This window comes from Pseudonocardia sp. NPDC049154 (genome assembly GCF_040648315.1).
Classification (GTDB): domain Bacteria; phylum Actinomycetota; class Actinomycetes; order Mycobacteriales; family Pseudonocardiaceae; genus Pseudonocardia.
Window position 1 is genome coordinate 62,838 of sequence record NZ_JBEZDN010000023.1, and the last position, 13,680, is coordinate 76,517.

At 74.0% G+C, this 13,680-nt stretch carries 15 protein-coding genes and 2 pseudogenes; 8 read left to right on the forward strand and 9 right to left on the reverse strand.

The genetic code is table 11. From position 1 onward, the window contains the following. Positions 1 to 222 precede the first annotated feature (222 nt). Together AB0B41_RS14665 and AB0B41_RS14670 are read left to right on the forward strand one after the other, a co-directional pair. A pseudogene (locus tag AB0B41_RS14665) lies at positions 223 to 1,194 on the forward strand (DUF222 domain-containing protein); the annotation flags it as partial. A gap of 238 nt (positions 1,195 to 1,432) precedes the next feature. Next, positions 1,433 to 2,017, forward strand: a complete 585-nt coding sequence (locus tag AB0B41_RS14670; protein ID WP_358203012.1) for a dihydrofolate reductase family protein — start codon at positions 1,433 to 1,435, stop codon at positions 2,015 to 2,017. Between the two features lie 18 nt (positions 2,018 to 2,035). Here AB0B41_RS14670 and AB0B41_RS14675 read toward each other — a convergent pair whose 3' ends face one another. After that, positions 2,036 to 2,353 carry a hypothetical protein gene (locus AB0B41_RS14675; protein ID WP_358203014.1) on the reverse strand — a complete coding sequence of 106 codons (318 nt, stop codon included), beginning with the start codon at positions 2,351 to 2,353 and terminating at the stop codon, positions 2,036 to 2,038. A gap of 209 nt (positions 2,354 to 2,562) precedes the next feature. Further along, on the reverse strand, positions 2,563 to 4,158 hold the full coding sequence (locus AB0B41_RS14680) for an FAD-dependent monooxygenase (protein WP_358203016.1): 1,596 nt from the start codon (positions 4,156 to 4,158) through the stop codon (positions 2,563 to 2,565). 169 nt (positions 4,159 to 4,327) lie between these two features. Here AB0B41_RS14680 and AB0B41_RS14685 point away from each other — a divergent pair, with 169 nt between their 5' ends. The 3 genes from AB0B41_RS14685 to AB0B41_RS14695 are packed head-to-tail and all read left to right on the forward strand — an operon-like array spanning position 4,328 to position 7,879. Then, the gene (locus AB0B41_RS14685) at positions 4,328 to 4,996 is read left to right on the forward strand and encodes an ABC transporter ATP-binding protein (RefSeq protein ID WP_358203019.1); all 669 of its coding nucleotides are present in this window, start codon (positions 4,328 to 4,330) and stop codon (positions 4,994 to 4,996) included. Further along, positions 4,993 to 6,213 (forward strand): ABC transporter permease, encoded by a 1,221-nt coding sequence (locus tag AB0B41_RS14690; RefSeq protein WP_358203020.1) that lies wholly within the window; start codon positions 4,993 to 4,995, stop codon positions 6,211 to 6,213. Before AB0B41_RS14685 ends, AB0B41_RS14690 begins: the two co-directional genes overlap by 4 nt. A 28-nt stretch (positions 6,214 to 6,241) precedes the next feature. Further along, positions 6,242 to 7,879, forward strand: a complete 1,638-nt coding sequence (locus tag AB0B41_RS14695; RefSeq protein WP_358203023.1) for an HlyD family efflux transporter periplasmic adaptor subunit — start codon at positions 6,242 to 6,244, stop codon at positions 7,877 to 7,879. 23 nt (positions 7,880 to 7,902) lie between these two features. Here AB0B41_RS14695 and gvpJ read toward each other — a convergent pair whose 3' ends face one another. Further along, on the reverse strand, positions 7,903 to 8,202 hold the full coding sequence (gene gvpJ, locus AB0B41_RS14700) for a gas vesicle protein GvpJ (protein ID WP_358203025.1): 300 nt from the start codon (positions 8,200 to 8,202) through the stop codon (positions 7,903 to 7,905). A 152-nt stretch (positions 8,203 to 8,354) separates the two neighbouring features. Here gvpJ and AB0B41_RS14705 point away from each other — a divergent pair, with 152 nt between their 5' ends. After that, positions 8,355 to 8,480, forward strand: coding sequence for a hypothetical protein (locus AB0B41_RS14705; RefSeq protein ID WP_358203027.1), 126 nt, complete (start codon positions 8,355 to 8,357; stop codon positions 8,478 to 8,480). An 8-nt stretch (positions 8,481 to 8,488) separates the two neighbouring features. Next, on the forward strand, positions 8,489 to 9,136 hold the full coding sequence (locus AB0B41_RS14710; RefSeq protein ID WP_358203029.1) for an alpha/beta hydrolase: 648 nt from the start codon (positions 8,489 to 8,491) through the stop codon (positions 9,134 to 9,136). A 17-nt stretch (positions 9,137 to 9,153) separates the two neighbouring features. Here AB0B41_RS14710 and AB0B41_RS14715 read toward each other — a convergent pair whose 3' ends face one another. Both AB0B41_RS14715 and AB0B41_RS14720 read right to left on the reverse strand, forming a co-directional pair. Then, a complete protein-coding gene (locus AB0B41_RS14715) occupies positions 9,154 to 9,594 on the reverse strand; it encodes a DUF2795 domain-containing protein (protein ID WP_358203031.1) in 441 nt (146 codons plus the stop codon). 63 nt (positions 9,595 to 9,657) lie between these two features. After that, positions 9,658 to 9,825, reverse strand: coding sequence for a hypothetical protein (locus AB0B41_RS14720; RefSeq protein WP_358203034.1), 168 nt, complete (start codon positions 9,823 to 9,825; stop codon positions 9,658 to 9,660). Between the two features lie 217 nt (positions 9,826 to 10,042). On the opposite strand from AB0B41_RS14720, the gene AB0B41_RS14725 reads away from it, so the two are divergent. Continuing rightward, the gene (locus tag AB0B41_RS14725; RefSeq protein ID WP_358203036.1) at positions 10,043 to 10,867 is read left to right on the forward strand and encodes a methyltransferase domain-containing protein; all 825 of its coding nucleotides are present in this window, start codon (positions 10,043 to 10,045) and stop codon (positions 10,865 to 10,867) included. Positions 10,868 to 10,882: 15 nt separating this feature from the next. Here AB0B41_RS14725 and AB0B41_RS14730 read toward each other — a convergent pair whose 3' ends face one another. The 4 genes and pseudogenes from AB0B41_RS14730 to AB0B41_RS14745 all read right to left on the reverse strand — a co-directional run. After that, positions 10,883 to 11,725: an SMP-30/gluconolactonase/LRE family protein gene (locus AB0B41_RS14730; protein WP_358203038.1), complete on the reverse strand. Its 843-nt coding sequence runs from the start codon at positions 11,723 to 11,725 to the stop codon at positions 10,883 to 10,885. A 75-nt stretch (positions 11,726 to 11,800) separates the two neighbouring features. Then, positions 11,801 to 12,568 (reverse strand): enoyl-CoA hydratase-related protein, encoded by a 768-nt coding sequence (locus AB0B41_RS14735; RefSeq protein ID WP_358203041.1) that lies wholly within the window; start codon positions 12,566 to 12,568, stop codon positions 11,801 to 11,803. A 9-nt stretch (positions 12,569 to 12,577) separates the two neighbouring features. Then, the gene (locus tag AB0B41_RS14740) at positions 12,578 to 13,507 is read right to left on the reverse strand and encodes a hydroxymethylglutaryl-CoA lyase (protein WP_358203042.1); all 930 of its coding nucleotides are present in this window, start codon (positions 13,505 to 13,507) and stop codon (positions 12,578 to 12,580) included. Next, a pseudogene (locus AB0B41_RS14745) lies at positions 13,504 to 13,680 on the reverse strand (AMP-binding protein); the annotation flags it as partial. The pseudogene AB0B41_RS14745 and the gene AB0B41_RS14740, both read right to left, overlap by 4 nt.

The window sequence follows — 13,680 nt, forward strand, 5'->3', positions numbered from 1 at the left end:
GCCGCACGTGGCGGACGCGGCCTGAGCGGACGCGCAGCCCCTTGACGCACTCCGCCATTCAGGGAAAGCCCGCACCTCCATGGCGAACGGCGGGTGAACCACGACGAGTGGTCACTGTGTCGAAGGAGGGAATCGCGAACGGAGCTACAGCGGAGCGCCAAAAGGCATCTGAACTGCGACGATGCGCCTATCGTCGAACATCAGTTCGAGTAGATTCGAGGCATGGGCGCAGGGCCCGTCGGCACCGGGCGCGACCGCCTTCAGCAGGCCATCGCGCAGCTGGTCGACGCCGCTGGACCCACCGCCGCAGCCGACGAGGTCATCGACGCGCTCCGCGCCTACGAAGAGGCCCGACGCTTCCTGGACCGGGCCGTGGTCAACGCCACCGCCGACCTGCAGCGGCGCGGTGTGTTCGCCGAGCGCGGCTACCGCTCCCCCACCGGCGCGCTCGCCGACCTGCTCGGCTGGGAACGCTTCGAGGCCCGCCGCCGGGTGCTCGCCGCCGAGTCGGTGTGCGAACAGATCGGGCTCGACGGTGCGCCGTTGCCGGCCCGACTCCCGGCCACCGCGACCGTGTTCGCCTCCGGCGAGGCCGGGCTCCGGCACGTCGAAGTCATCGCCCGGCTGCTCGACAGCGGCCCCGCCCGACGACTGCCGCCCGAGACCTGGGCCGGCGCGGAGGTCCAGCTCGCCGGCAAAGCCGGGATCTACACGCCCTCCGAGCTGCACACCTGGGGCACCCAACTGATCGAGATCCTCGACCAGGACGGGCCCGAACCCGACAACACCCCACCCGCGCAGCTCAACGAACTCCGCATGTCCCGCTTCCGCACCCGATCGGGCGGCAAACTCACCGGCCGCTTCGACGACGCCGCGATGTTCGACGCCATCGCCGCCGCGGTCGACGCCGGCGCCGCCCCCCGCGACACCGACGACCAGCGCACCACCGCCGAACGGCAGGCCCAAGCGCTCGCCGAGGTGTGTGTGCAGGTGCTGTCCCGCGGACGGTGGCCCGAGACCGGCGGCCACCGCCCGCAGTTGAGTGTCACGGTTCGGCTGGAGGACCTGGAACGGCGCGCGGCTTCGGCGTCCCTCGAGTTCGGCGGCCGGCTCACCCCGCAGACCCTGCGCCAGTTGGCCTGCGACGCCGCCGTCATCCCGGTCGTGCTCGACGGCACCGGGGTCCCCCTCGACGTCGGCCGGATCAGCCGCACCGTCCCCGACGGGCTACGCCGCGCGGTCACCGTCCGCGACGGCGGCTGCGCCTTCCCCGGCACTCCGGCATGGAACTTGTGCGCGAGCCCAGGGAGACGTGCGAGGCGAGCACCCAGCCGCACCGATGAGTACGCAGGCCGACGAGGGTCCTCCGTCCACCACCGCGACCCACGGAGCGGTCCCACCGCCCGAGGGATGAGAGACGGGAGACCTCACGATGAGCGGTCCGGTGCGGCTGTACATGTCGATGTCGCTCGACGGCTACATCGCCGGCCCCGACGACCGGGCCGGGCAGGAGCTCGGCCGTGGCGGGGGACGGCTGTTCAACTGGCTCGACGACCGCGAGTCCGAGGGCCCGAACGGCCAGGTCTTCCGGGAGGCCATGGGGACCGGCGCGGTGATCTCGGGTCGACGGACCTTCGAGCTCGCCGGTCGCTGGCAGGGCGACCACCACGGCGGCGTGCCCGTCCTCGTCCTCACCCACCACGTCGACGACGGGGACGTGCCGCCGGGCTGTGCGCGGTTCGTGACCGACGTCCACGAGTGCGTGCGCGAGGCCCGCGCCGCGGCCGGCGACAGGGCCGTCCTGGTCCACGGGGCGGGCGCAGCACAGTCGCTCCTGCGTGCCGGGCTCCTGGACGAGATGGAGATCCACCTGGTGCAGGTCCTGCTCGGCGAGGGGCGGAGGCTGTTCGACCACCTCGACGGTCAGCGCACCGAGCTGGAGCTCCTCCGTCGGATCGACGGCCGGGACGTCGTCCACCTCCGTTACCGGGTGCACCGCCCGGGCGAGGCGGCCTGAGGCACCACCGGCCCGCACTCACTCCGGCGCCGACCGCTTCCACCACACGACCGCGGCGCCGGTGAGGGCGGCACCCACCCCGACCACCCCGCCGGCGATCTTCGCGGCATGGACGGCCTTCTCCTTCAGTCGTGCCCGCAGGGCCTGCAGCCCGGAGTCCAGCCGCTCGAGGCTCTCGCGGAGCTCGACCCGTTCGCGGGCGAGATCGTCGTCGCGCCCGTCCTCCTGCGCCTCGAGCTGCTCGCGGATCTCCGCGCGCAGCTGCGCCGAGGAGAGCACCGTGCCGTCCACGACCGGCCGTCCGTCGGTGACCACCAGCTCGTGCGTCCTGCCCACGGTGCCTCGCTCCCCTCGAACCGCGCCTCGCCCACCATTCAACGCGGCGCGCGGGCGCCCTGCCACGACCGAACGGAGGGTGCGATCAGCGCGGATGTCCACTCCGCACGCTCCGCTCAGCGCCGATGATCGCTCCGCACGCTCCGCTCAGCGCCGATGATCGCTCCGCACGCTCCGCTCAGCGCCGATGATCGCTCCGCACGCTCCGCTCAGCCGAACACGCGCCCCAGGTACCCACCCACCCCAGCGATGTCGGCCGCCGGGCCGCGGTGACCCAGATACCCGTCGGGACGGACCACGAACGCCTCGCCGTCCGCGGCGCGCAGGTGCGCGCGGACCTCCCCCGCGCCGTCGCGCAGCACCGGCATCCGCAGGTACGGGGCCTCGATCCCGGGTGCGAGCACGGCGACCGCGCGGATCCGCCCGTGCGCGAGCTCGGCGGCGGTGGCGGCGAGCTTGTCGAAGGCCGCGGCGCCCTCGGCGGTGTCGGCGTACAGCAGCAGCGTGTGGTCGGGACTCGCGAGCTCGTCGAACAGCCGCACCGGGAACCGCACGACCTCGCGGACCAGGCCGCGGGCGTCGGACACCCGGTCGCCGGGCTGCGGCGCGTCGACCGCGAGGCCGGGGTCGGCCGGGGAGACCGCCGGGCTGCTGCGGTAGCCGACCAGCAGCTGCGCCTCGCGGCGGACCGTCGTCCACGGGTCGTCCCGGTCGATCTGGACGCCGCCGCTGGTCGCGGCCCGGACCGTCCGGCCGACGACCTCCTCGCCGACCGGCCGCCGCTCGGCGTCGTACGTCGCGAGGAGGCCGGGCGCGGCGACCCCGTCGACCGCCAGGGCCAGCCGCCAGGCCAGCCCGACGGCGTCCTGGATGCCGGTGTTCATCCCCTGGGCGCCGGTCGGCGGGTGGATGTGCGCGGCGTCGCCGGCGACGAACACCCGGCCCCGTCCGTAGGCGTCGACGATCCGGTGGCTGATCCGGAAGACCGAGGACCAGCGCAGGGTCGACGCGGTGCACGGCTCCGGCGCGAGCCGGTCGAGCACGGCCTGGATGTGGTGCAGCTCCGGCGTGCGGCCCGCCTCGAAGCCGTGCGTGATCTCGCTGCTCGCCGGGGTGGCGAGGTCGGGCGGGACCAGCATGGACATCCGGTAACGCCGGTCGCCGGGGAGCGGGATGGCGACCAGGAGGTCGTCGCCGCGGGTGGCGCGCAGGGCGTAGCCGCGCGGGAGCGACCAGTCCACCTCGACGTCGCCGAGCATGTACTCCTCCGCGAACGCGCCGCCCTCGAAGGAGAGCCCGAGGCCCTTGCGGACGGCGCTGTGCGCGCCGTCGGCCCCGACCAGGTACTTGGCCCGCACGCACTCGCCGCCGGACAGCTCGGCCGTCACGCCCTCGTCGTCCTGGGTGAAGGAGAGGAGCTCGACGCCGCGGTCCGCCCGGGTCCCGTAGCCGGCCAGGGCCTCGGCCAGCAGGCGCTCGGTCTCGTACTGCGGCAGCGCCAGGAAGGCGAAGGGAACGTCCGGCGGCACCTCGAGGTCCACGCGGGCCACCTGCTCGCCGTCGCGCAGCACGATCTGGCCGCGCATCTGGATGCCGGCGTCGAGGGCCGAGCGCAACACGCCCGCTGCCTCCCACAGCTCCAGCGTGCGCGGCTGGATCCCGACGGCCTTCGGGTACTGCGGTGGCTCGACCAGCTTGTCGATCACGCGGCAGGCGACGCCGCGGCGGCGCAGCTCGAGCGCGGCGGTCAGGCCGACCGGACCGGCGCCGACCACGAGTACGTCGACCGAACTCTCTCCGGGCATGTCTCCCCCTTGTGTGTCACCGGGTCACTCGGGGGAGCGCGCCCGGACGCTACCGATCAACGCCCGTCCGCGGAAGAAGCGCCCGATTCGCCGGACCGGGTGATCACCGAACGCTCGTCCGGTCGTTGGGCCGAACGAGTGGTTCGGGGGGACCACGGCCGGGGGGACGATGATCGAGCTGGAGCACGTGTCGAAGGTCTACAAGACCGGGGACATCGCGCTGCGGGCGCTCGACGACGTGAGCCTGCGGATCGACGACGGCGACCTCGTCGCGATCATGGGGCCCTCCGGGTCCGGCAAGTCGACGATGATGAACATCCTCGGCTGCCTCGACGTCCCGAGCTCGGGCGTCTACCGCCTCGACGGGACGGACGTGGGCGGCCTGTCGGACAACCGGCTCGCCGACATCCGCAACCGCAAGATCGGCTTCGTCTTCCAGTCCTTCAACCTGCTGCCGCGGACCTCCGCCATCCGGAACGTCGAGCTGCCGATGGTCTACGCCGGCACGAAGGACCGCCGCACCCGCGCCCGCCGCGCGCTGGCGCGGGTGGGCCTGGCCGAGCGCGCGAACCACCAGCCCAACGAGCTGTCCGGCGGCCAGCAGCAGCGCGTCGCGGTGGCCCGCGCCCTGGTCACGGACCCGACGATGATCCTCGCCGACGAGCCCACCGGGAACCTCGACACCGCCTCGACGGTCGACGTCATGAACCTGTTCGTGGAGCTCAACGAGGCGGGGCGCACGATCGTGCTGATCACCCACGAGCCCGAGGTCGCCGAGTTCGCCCAGCGCGTGGTCACCCTGCGCGACGGCCACATCGTGGGGGACGAGCGCCGGTGACCCTCGCCGAGGCCGCCCGGATCGCCGCGCGCGGGCTGCGCACCAACAAGCTGCGGTCGGTCCTGACCATGCTCGGGATCATCATCGGCGTCGCCGCGGTGATCGTGCTGGTCGCGTTCGGCAACGGGCTGCAGCGCTTCGTCGCCGACGCCTTCGGGCCGCTGGCCAACCAGATCCAGATCACCAAGACCCAGGGCGCGATCAGCGGCAACCGGGCCGCCCGCGACCTCACCGACGCCGACGTCGACGCCCTGTCCGACAGGAGCCGCGCGCCCGCCATCGGATCGGTCACGCCGTCCGTCAACGGCAGCGCGCTGCTGCAGGTGGTCGGCGGCGGGCAGTACCGGTCGTCGATCCTGGGCACCCAGGCCGACTACCTCGACGTCGCCAACCGCGAGCTCGTGGTCGGCTCCTTCTTCGACGACCAGCAGGCCCGCAACAAGTCCAAGGTCGTGGTGCTCGGGCCGAACCCGGTCGCCACGCTCTTCGGCGGGCAGGCGGGCGAGGCGCTGGGCAAGGACATCCGGGTCGGCCGGACGACCTTCCGCGTGATCGGCGTGCTCAAGGGGAACGGCCAGCAGGACGACGTCGCGGTCATGCCCCTCGGCGCCGCGCGCAGCTACCTGCTCGGCGGCGGCGACGTCGTCGACTCGATCACGGTGCGAGCGACCTCGACCGACGTCGTGCCGCAGGCCGTGCAGCAGGCCTCGGCGATCCTCGACCAGCGGCACCAGATCCGGGACCCGGACGAGCGGGACTTCACGGTGACCGCGCTGCAGAGCCTGCTCGACCAGTCCTCGCAGGTCCTGTCCTTCGTGACGATCTTCGTGGCCGCCGTCGCCGGGATCTCGCTGATCGTGGGCAGCATCGGCGTCGCCAACATCATGCTGGTCACGGTCACCGAGCGGACCCGCGAGATCGGCATCCGCAAGGCCATCGGCGCGCGCCGGCGCGCGATCCTCCAGCAGTTCCTGATCGAGTCGATGATCCTCACGGGGGTCGGCGGGGTGCTGGGCATCCTGCTCGGCATCGGCCTCTCCGTGACCGCGGGCATCGTGCTGCCGCAGCTCGTCACCGACTTCCCCGCCCCGTCCGTGTCGGTGGGCTCGGTGGTGCTCGCCTTCACCGTCAGCCTGCTCATCGGGCTGGTCGCGGGCGGTTACCCCGCCAACCGCGCCGCCCGGATGCGGCCCATCGACGCCCTCCGGCACCAATGATCCCGACGACCCGGGGAGTGACCCGATCGTGACCGCACGGACCACAGCGAAGGCCCGGACCCGCGTGCTGCGCGCCGCCGGGCTGGCCGGCCTGCTCGCCCTGGCCGCGGCGTGCACCGGGGACACCCCGGCCCCGCCGACCGCCGTCGTCGACCGGGGCACGGTGTCCACGGCCGTCTCGGCGTCGGGCAGCCTCGTCTCGATCACCCAGCAGAACCTCGGGTTCGCCGACCGCGGGCAGATCGCCGAGCTGTTCGTGAAGGTGGGCGACGCGGTCCAGGCCGGACAGCCGCTCGCCCGGCTCGACGACGCCGCCGCCCGTTCCCAGCTCGCCTCCGCCCAGGCCAAGCTGGACCAACAGCAGGCCTCGCTCGGCAAGCTGACCGGCGGGAACTCGGTCGAGGCGGCGCAGGCGGCGCTCGACTCCGCCCGCCAGGTCCTCGACGCCACCCGGGACCAGGTCGCCGCCACCGACGCGGCGGACGCCTCCGCGGTCGACCGGGCGAGGGTGCAGCTCGCCTTCGACAAGAAACAGCTGGAGCTGGCCAAGCGGCAGCTGCAGAAGGACCAGAAGGCGTGTGCGGCGGCGGGCTCGAGCGCCTCGTCAGGCTCGCAGAAGACCTTGCTCGGGCTGGGCGCCAAGGAGGGGGCCGCGGACACGACCACGCCGACCCCTTCTTCGAACCCCACGGCTCCGCCGACTGCGAGTGACGACCCCGCCTGCACGGCCCTGCGCACCGACCAACAGGCCGTGCAGACCGCCAAGGCCAACGTGGTGTCCTCCCAGACCGCCCTCGACGCCGCCGAGCACCAACGCGACACCGACCGGGCTCAGGGCCGGGTGAGCATCGCCAACGCCGAGAGCACCGTCTCCGACGCCCAGAGCCAGCTCGACAGCGCCGGCAACGACGCCCCGGCCGACATCGACGTGCAGGCGGCGGTGGTCCGCGACGCCGAGAACACCGTCGCCGACGCCCAGCGGGCCGTCGACAACGCCGTGCTCCGCGCGCCGGTCGCCGGGACCGTGTCCGCGATCAACGGTGCGGTCGGGGACTTCGTCGCCGCGGCCGGCGGCGCCGCCCCGCTGGCCCCCGGCACGGACGCCCGGATCCCGGCCGCCGCCGGCTCGACGGACGCCGCCGCGGGCACCGGAGACTCGAACGGCGCCTTCATCACGCTGAACGACCTGCAGACCTTCCAGCTCGTCGTCCCGTTCGAGGAGAGCGACGCGGCGCAGGTCTCGCCGAACCAGCGCGTCGACGTGACGGTGGACGCGGTGCCGGGCCTGACCTCGCCGGGCACGGTGGTCGCCGTTGCGCCGACCGCCGACCAGATCTCCGGCGTGGTCAGCTACTACGCGACGATCGTGCTCACCCAGGTGGACCCGCAGCTCAAGGACGGCCAGACCGCGCAGGCCGACGTCCTCACGAAGGTCGTCGACGACGTGCTCCGCGTCCCGGCCGCCGCCGTGCGCCAGGAGAACGGGCGGACCGTGGTGTCGCTGCCGGGCTCCGACGGGCCGGTCACCCGCGAGTTCACGCCCGGCATGGTCGGGGACAGCTTCACCGAGGTCCGCGCGGGCCTCGACGAGGGCCAGCAGGTGCTCCTGCCGCAGGCGACCGTCCAGGCCACCCCCAACGGCGGCGGGGGCCCCGGCGGCGGGTGACGCCAGGGATCAGCGGCGGGGGATCAGCGCATCGCCTTCTCGGTGGTCTTCTGCAGGATCTCCGGGAGGTCGGTGCCGCGCTTCTCGCTGCCGTAGAGGTCGAGCCGGTTGGTGGCCTCGGCGAACCGCAGGAAGGTGTCCACGCTGGCCACGACCACACGCGCGTCGATCGTGAGCAGCTCGATGCCCACGATCGACACGCGCACGAACACGTCGATCACGAGCCCCTTGTCGAGGATCAGCTCGACGACGTCGGCCAGCCCGCTGGAGCCGCCCCCGCCCGAACGCTGGACGTGACCGCCGCCCGTCGTCGCCACCGTCACCGTGTCTCCCTCCGTCGACGGCATCAGGTACCCGATCCGGTGACGGGAGACGCGTCGTGGCGGGAAGTTGGGCCGGGCGGGTGACGCCGGACTGCCGTCGGCCGGGTCGCTCGGCGGGGCGTGCATCGGCGCCGAGCGGGCACCCGTGCCCTGTGCAGACTCCCCACGACTTCCCCCGCACCGCGATCGTCACCGGCTCGGACTCCGGCATCGGGCGGGCCACCGCCGTCGCGCCGGCGGGCTCCCCTCTCCCGTCCGACGACCGGCGGCGCGGCTGAGCGGGCCGATGCACCCGTTCGTGCTGGTCCCCGGGCTCGGCCTGTCCGGGGCGAGCTGGGGCCCGACCCTGGGCGTGCTCGGGGCCGGTGCCGACGTCGTCACGCTGCCCGGGTTCGGCGAGCGGGTCCGCCGGGGCGACCGGCTCGATCCGCCGGCGCAGGCCTGCCGCGTCCTGGAGGCGGCGGACCTCGCCGACCGGGTCGTCCTGGGGCACTCGGCGAGCTGCCAGGTGGTGGCGGAGGCGGCGGCCCGGGCACCGCGCCCGCCGAGGGCGCTGGTGCTCGTCGGGCCGACGACGGACCCCTCCGGCGGCACTTGGCCGCGGCTCGTGGAGCGCTGGCTGCGCACGGCCGCGCACGAGTGGCCCGCGCAGGCACCGCTGCTCGTGCGGGACTACCTGCGGACCGGGCTCGGCGGGATGGCGCGGACGCTGCACGTCACCCGCCGGCACCGGATCGAGCCGGCGCTCGCGGCCGTCCGCTGCCCCGTGCTCGTGGTCCGGGGGCGGCACGACCGGATCGCGCCCGCGGGCTGGACCGAGCACCTCGCGCGCACCGCGCCGAGGGGCCGGGCCTTCACGCTGCCGGCGGGCGGGCACATGGTGCCGCTGACCCATCCGGAGCTGCTGGCCCCGGTCGTCAGCCGGCTGGGCTGACGACCGGGCACGGCAGGTCAGGCCGGGCCGCCGAGGTGGTCCTTGATCTCCTTCATCACGGTGTTGGGTCCGTCGACCTCGCGCAGGCCCTTCAGTGTGTCGACCAGGTCGTCGGGTGCGCCGTTCTGCTTCGCCGTCTCGGCGAGCCGCGAGCCGTCGGCCGGGTAGTCGACGCCCTTGAGGTACCTCTGCACCTCGTTGACCTGGAAGGCCGGGCCGTCGATGTCCTTGGTCGGCCGCTCGGCCTGCGAGTTGCCGCCGGGTGTCTCGCCGCCGAGCTCGCCCTTCAGCTCGGCCATCACCGCGTTGGGGCCGTCGACCTGGCGGAGCCCGCGCAGGTCCTGCACCAACTCCTCGTCGGCTCCGTTCTTCTGCGCCAGCTCGGCGAGCTGGTCGCCGTTGATGGGGTAGCCCGCGCCCTTGAGCGCCTTCTGGACCTCGGTCACCTGGAACGCCATGGCGGGGGCGTACCCGTCGCGGCCTGCTCACGCCCACGTCGCGGGCGTCGTCCCTCGCCGCCGTCACCGGGCGCGGCGGATCGTCCGCACTCCGAGCACGACGGCACCGACGACGAGCACCACGCCCACGAGCTGGAGGCCCGGCGAGTCGTCCGCCTCCCCGTGCACGACGGCGGCGACACCGAGGCCGACGACCAGCAGGGCGACCAGGGCGACGAGCATGTGCTTCACGGAGTCTCCTTCTCGACGGGCCGTGTCCACCCCACCGCGATACGGGCCGTCGATCTACCGATGTTCGATCTCAGGACATCGAGTATCACCAGAGATCTATCGATAGTCAATCGACGACGCCGGGCATCCTCCGCCGCGCGCCGCGGTAACGCCTCACGACGATGCGACGACCCAGCCCGCGCGGCCCGTCCCTCCGAGGTCCGCGGAGGGAGACCCCGTGAGCACCACCGATCCCGCGGACATCGAGCTCCACGACTTCACCGACCTCGACCACGCCGCCCTCCCGGCGACCTACGTCGCGGCGCTCGAGGCCTTCGACCGGCTCCCGCTCCTGCGCGAGCTCAAGGCCCTCGCGATCGAGCGCACCGGCACCGGATCGGGCAGCCGGGTGCTCGACGTCGGGTGCGGGTTCGGGCTCGAGACCCTCCGGCTCGCCCGGCGCGTGCAGCCCGGCGGCGCGGTGACGGGAGTCGATCTCAGCGCGGACTTCGTGGCCGAGGGCCGGCGACGCGCGGCCGCGGAGGGGATGCCGGTCGAGCTCCTGCGGGCGGACGCGCAGCACCTCCCCTTCGCCGACGGGTCCTTCGACGTCACCCGAATCGAGCGCGTCCTGATCTACCTCGACGACCCGTGGGCCGCTCTGCGCGAGATCGTCCGCGTGACCCGGCCCGGCGGCGCCATCGCGATCATCGCGCCGGACTTCGACACCAACACCGTGAACGTCCCGGACAAGGCGCTCGCCCGCGCGGTCCTCGACCACGAGTGCGACACCGCCGTGGTCCACGGCCTGCTGGCCCGCGACCTGCGCGGACACCTCCTGGACCTGGGTGTCCGGGACGTCCGGATCGCCAGCCGCATGGTCGTGTTCGACCCGGACCTCGCGGCGCAGTACTTCACCGGGATCGGGCGGGCCGCCGGTGCGGCCGGGGTGATCGACCGGGAGGCGACCACGCGCTGGGTGACGACGATCGCCGAGCTCCACCGGACCGACCGGCTCTTCGCCGCGATCGGCTACTACCTCTTCACCGGACGGGTCGGCTGACGTCGCCCGCGTGGGTCAGCCCGCGAACTCCAGCACCGGCAGCCCGCGCACCCCGGGATCGACGGCGAAGAGCGCGCCGGCCAGCGGCTCCGCGCCCGGCTCCACCCCCTCGGCCGAGGTGGTCACGTACAGCGTGTCGAGGTCGGGACCGCCGAACGTGCAGGCCGTGACCCGTGAGACCGGCAGCCGGACGCGGGCGTCGAGCCGGCCCTCCGGCGTGTAGCGGTGCACCGCCGAGCCCTCCCACAGCGCGACCCACACCCCGCCCTCGGCGTCGACCGTGAGCCCGTCCGGGTGGCCGGTGACCTCGACGAACGGGCGGCGGGACGCCGGGCCCGCGGCGAGGTCGAACACGTCGACGCGGCCCGTGGGCGTGTCGTTGTAGTAGACGAGGGTGCCGGTGGGATCGACGCCCAGCCCGTTGGAGACGGTGACGCCGGTGAGCACCGGCTCCACGGTCAGGTCCGGGTCGAGCCGGTAGAGGGTGCCGGCGCCCGGGCGCTCGTCGTAGGCCATGGACCCGCACCAGAAGGCGCCGTCCGGGGTGCAGCCGCCCTCGTTGAACCGGATGCCGGGATCGCTCCACACCGGCCCGAGGTCGCGCTCGCGGCGCAGCTCGTCGTCGAGCAGGAGCAGGGTGCGCTCGCCGGCGAGGACCACGCCGCCGCCGCGCCGCGGGCGGAAGGCGGCCGCCACGTCCGCGACGTGCGTCCGCCGCACCTCGCCGCCCGCGAGCTCGAGGATGTCGCCGGCGAGCATGTCCACCCACCGGACGCCGGCCCAGGAGGGGTGCCAGACCGGCCCCTCGCCGTGGTGGGCCACCGGCCCGGTCACCGGTTCCGCCCGCAGCTCGCGCATGCCCCGCCCCCTCGTTCGCCCCTGCGAGCGGACCGTGGAGCCGCTCCTGCGAGCAGACCGTAGAGCGTCGGCCGGTCAGCCCGCCCAGGCCGGCGGGCGCTTCTCGGCGAAGGCCCGGATGCCCTCCTGACCCTCCGCGCCCGCGAAGAAGTCCGCGGACAGGGCGTTCATCTCGGCGAAGTCCGCGGACATCGAGCTCGGGCGTTCGCGGCGCAGCAGGGCCTTGACCCCGGCGAGCGCCCCGGGTGCCCCGAGCCGGAGCACCTCGACGTACCGGTCGACCTCGGCATCGAGGCCGTCGGCCGGGACCGCGCGGGTGAGCAGGCCGATCTCGCGGGCGCGGTGGGCGTCGACCACCTCGCCGGTGAGGAAGAGCTCGTGGGCGGCGCGGCGCAGCAGCCGCGGCAACACCGTCACCGAGATGACGGCGGGCACCACACCGATGCGGACCTCGCTGACGGCGAAGGTCGCGGTGTCGGCGGCGATCGCGATGTCCGCGGCGGCCACGATGCCCACGCCCCCGGCCCGGGCGGGCCCGGCCAGCCGCGCGACCACCGGCTTCGGCGAGGTCCAGATCGTCTCGAGGATGCGCGGGACCTCGAGGACACCCTGGTCGCCGGCGCCCGCGCCCCGCGACTCCTTCAGGTCCATCCCGGCGCAGAACACCGGCCCGGTGTGGGTCAGCACGATCACGCGGGCGGCGTCGTCGGCGAGCGCGGCGTCGAGGTGCGCGATCAGCTCCCGGCGCAGCTGTGCCGAGAGGGCGTTGCGGTTGGCCGGGGAGTCCAGCGTGATCCGTGCGACGCCGGCGGCGGTCTCGCGGTGCACGAGCTCCGTGCCCATCGGTCCTCCTCAGCCGGCGAGCGCGGCGACGGTGCGGGACGGGCTGGGGCGGCCGAGCTCCTTCGCCAGCCAGACGCTGGTCTCGACCATCTTCCGCAGGTCGACGCCGGTGCGGATGCCCAGGCCCTCGAGCTGCCAGAGCAGGTCCTCGGTGGCGAGGTTGCCGGTGGCGCTGCCGGCGTACGGGCACCCACCGAGCCCGCCGGCGCTGGCGTCGACGGTGGTGACGCCGCGCTGCAGGGCGGCGAGGGTGTTGGCCAGCGCCTGGCCGTAGGTGTCGTGGAAGTGCACCGCGACCCGCCCGACGGGGACGCCGGCGGCGGCGAGCGCGTCGAGCAGGGCGACGACCCGGCCCGGGGTGGCGACGCCGATGGTGTCGCCGAGGCTGAGCTCGGTGCAGCCCAGCGACATCATCCGGGTGGCGACGTCGACGACCCGCGGGATCGGGACCTCGCCCTCCCACGGGTCGCCGAAGCACATCGACAGGTACGCACGCACGGCGAGCCCGGCCTCCCGGGCCCGGCCGACGACCGGCGCGAACATCTCCAGCGACTCGTCGACGGTGCGGTTGAGGTTCCGCTTCGCGAAGGTCTCGGTGGCGCTGCCGAACACCGCGATGTCGCGCACGCCCAGGTCCAGGGCCCGGTCGAGCCCGCGCTCGTTGGGCACGAGCACCGGGTACCGCACGCCCGCCGCGGGCTCGATCGCAGCCAGCAGCGCCTCGGCGTCGGCGAGCTGGGGCACCCACTTCGGGTGCACGACGCTCGTGGTCTCGACGACGGTGTGCCCGGCGTCGACGAGCCGCGCCACGAACTCGGCCTTGACCTCGACGGGCAGCACGGCCGACTCGTTCTGCAGCCCGTCGCGCGGCCCGACCTCGCAGATCGTGACGGCCTCGGGAAGGCCGGCGAGGGGCGTCTCGCCGTAGGACGCGCTCACGCGCTGCGGACCGCGGCGGCCTCGCCGAGGTCGAGGATGCCGACGGACTTCTCCCGCATCTCGACCTTGCGGACCTTCCCGGTCACGGTCATCGGGAACTCGTCCACGACCAGCACATACCGCGGGATCTTGTAGTGCGCCAGCTTGCCCGTCGCGAACTCGCGCACCGACTC

What these genes read in the sequence shown, in the direction of transcription:
- AB0B41_RS14670 (WP_358203012.1), top strand. Translation starts at nt 1,433, where the DNA reads ATGAGCGGTCCGGTGCGGCTGTACATGTCGATGTCGCTCGACGGCTAC.
- AB0B41_RS14680 (WP_358203016.1), bottom strand. Translation starts at nt 4,158, where the DNA reads ATGCCCGGAGAGAGTTCGGTCGACGTACTCGTGGTCGGCGCCGGTCCG.
- AB0B41_RS14685 (WP_358203019.1), top strand. Translation starts at nt 4,328, where the DNA reads ATGATCGAGCTGGAGCACGTGTCGAAGGTCTACAAGACCGGGGACATC.
- AB0B41_RS14710 (WP_358203029.1), top strand. Translation starts at nt 8,489, where the DNA reads ATGCACCCGTTCGTGCTGGTCCCCGGGCTCGGCCTGTCCGGGGCGAGC.
- AB0B41_RS14715 (WP_358203031.1), bottom strand. Translation starts at nt 9,594, where the DNA reads ATGGCGTTCCAGGTGACCGAGGTCCAGAAGGCGCTCAAGGGCGCGGGC.
- AB0B41_RS14730 (WP_358203038.1), bottom strand. Translation starts at nt 11,725, where the DNA reads ATGCGCGAGCTGCGGGCGGAACCGGTGACCGGGCCGGTGGCCCACCAC.
- AB0B41_RS14735 (WP_358203041.1), bottom strand. Translation starts at nt 12,568, where the DNA reads ATGGGCACGGAGCTCGTGCACCGCGAGACCGCCGCCGGCGTCGCACGG.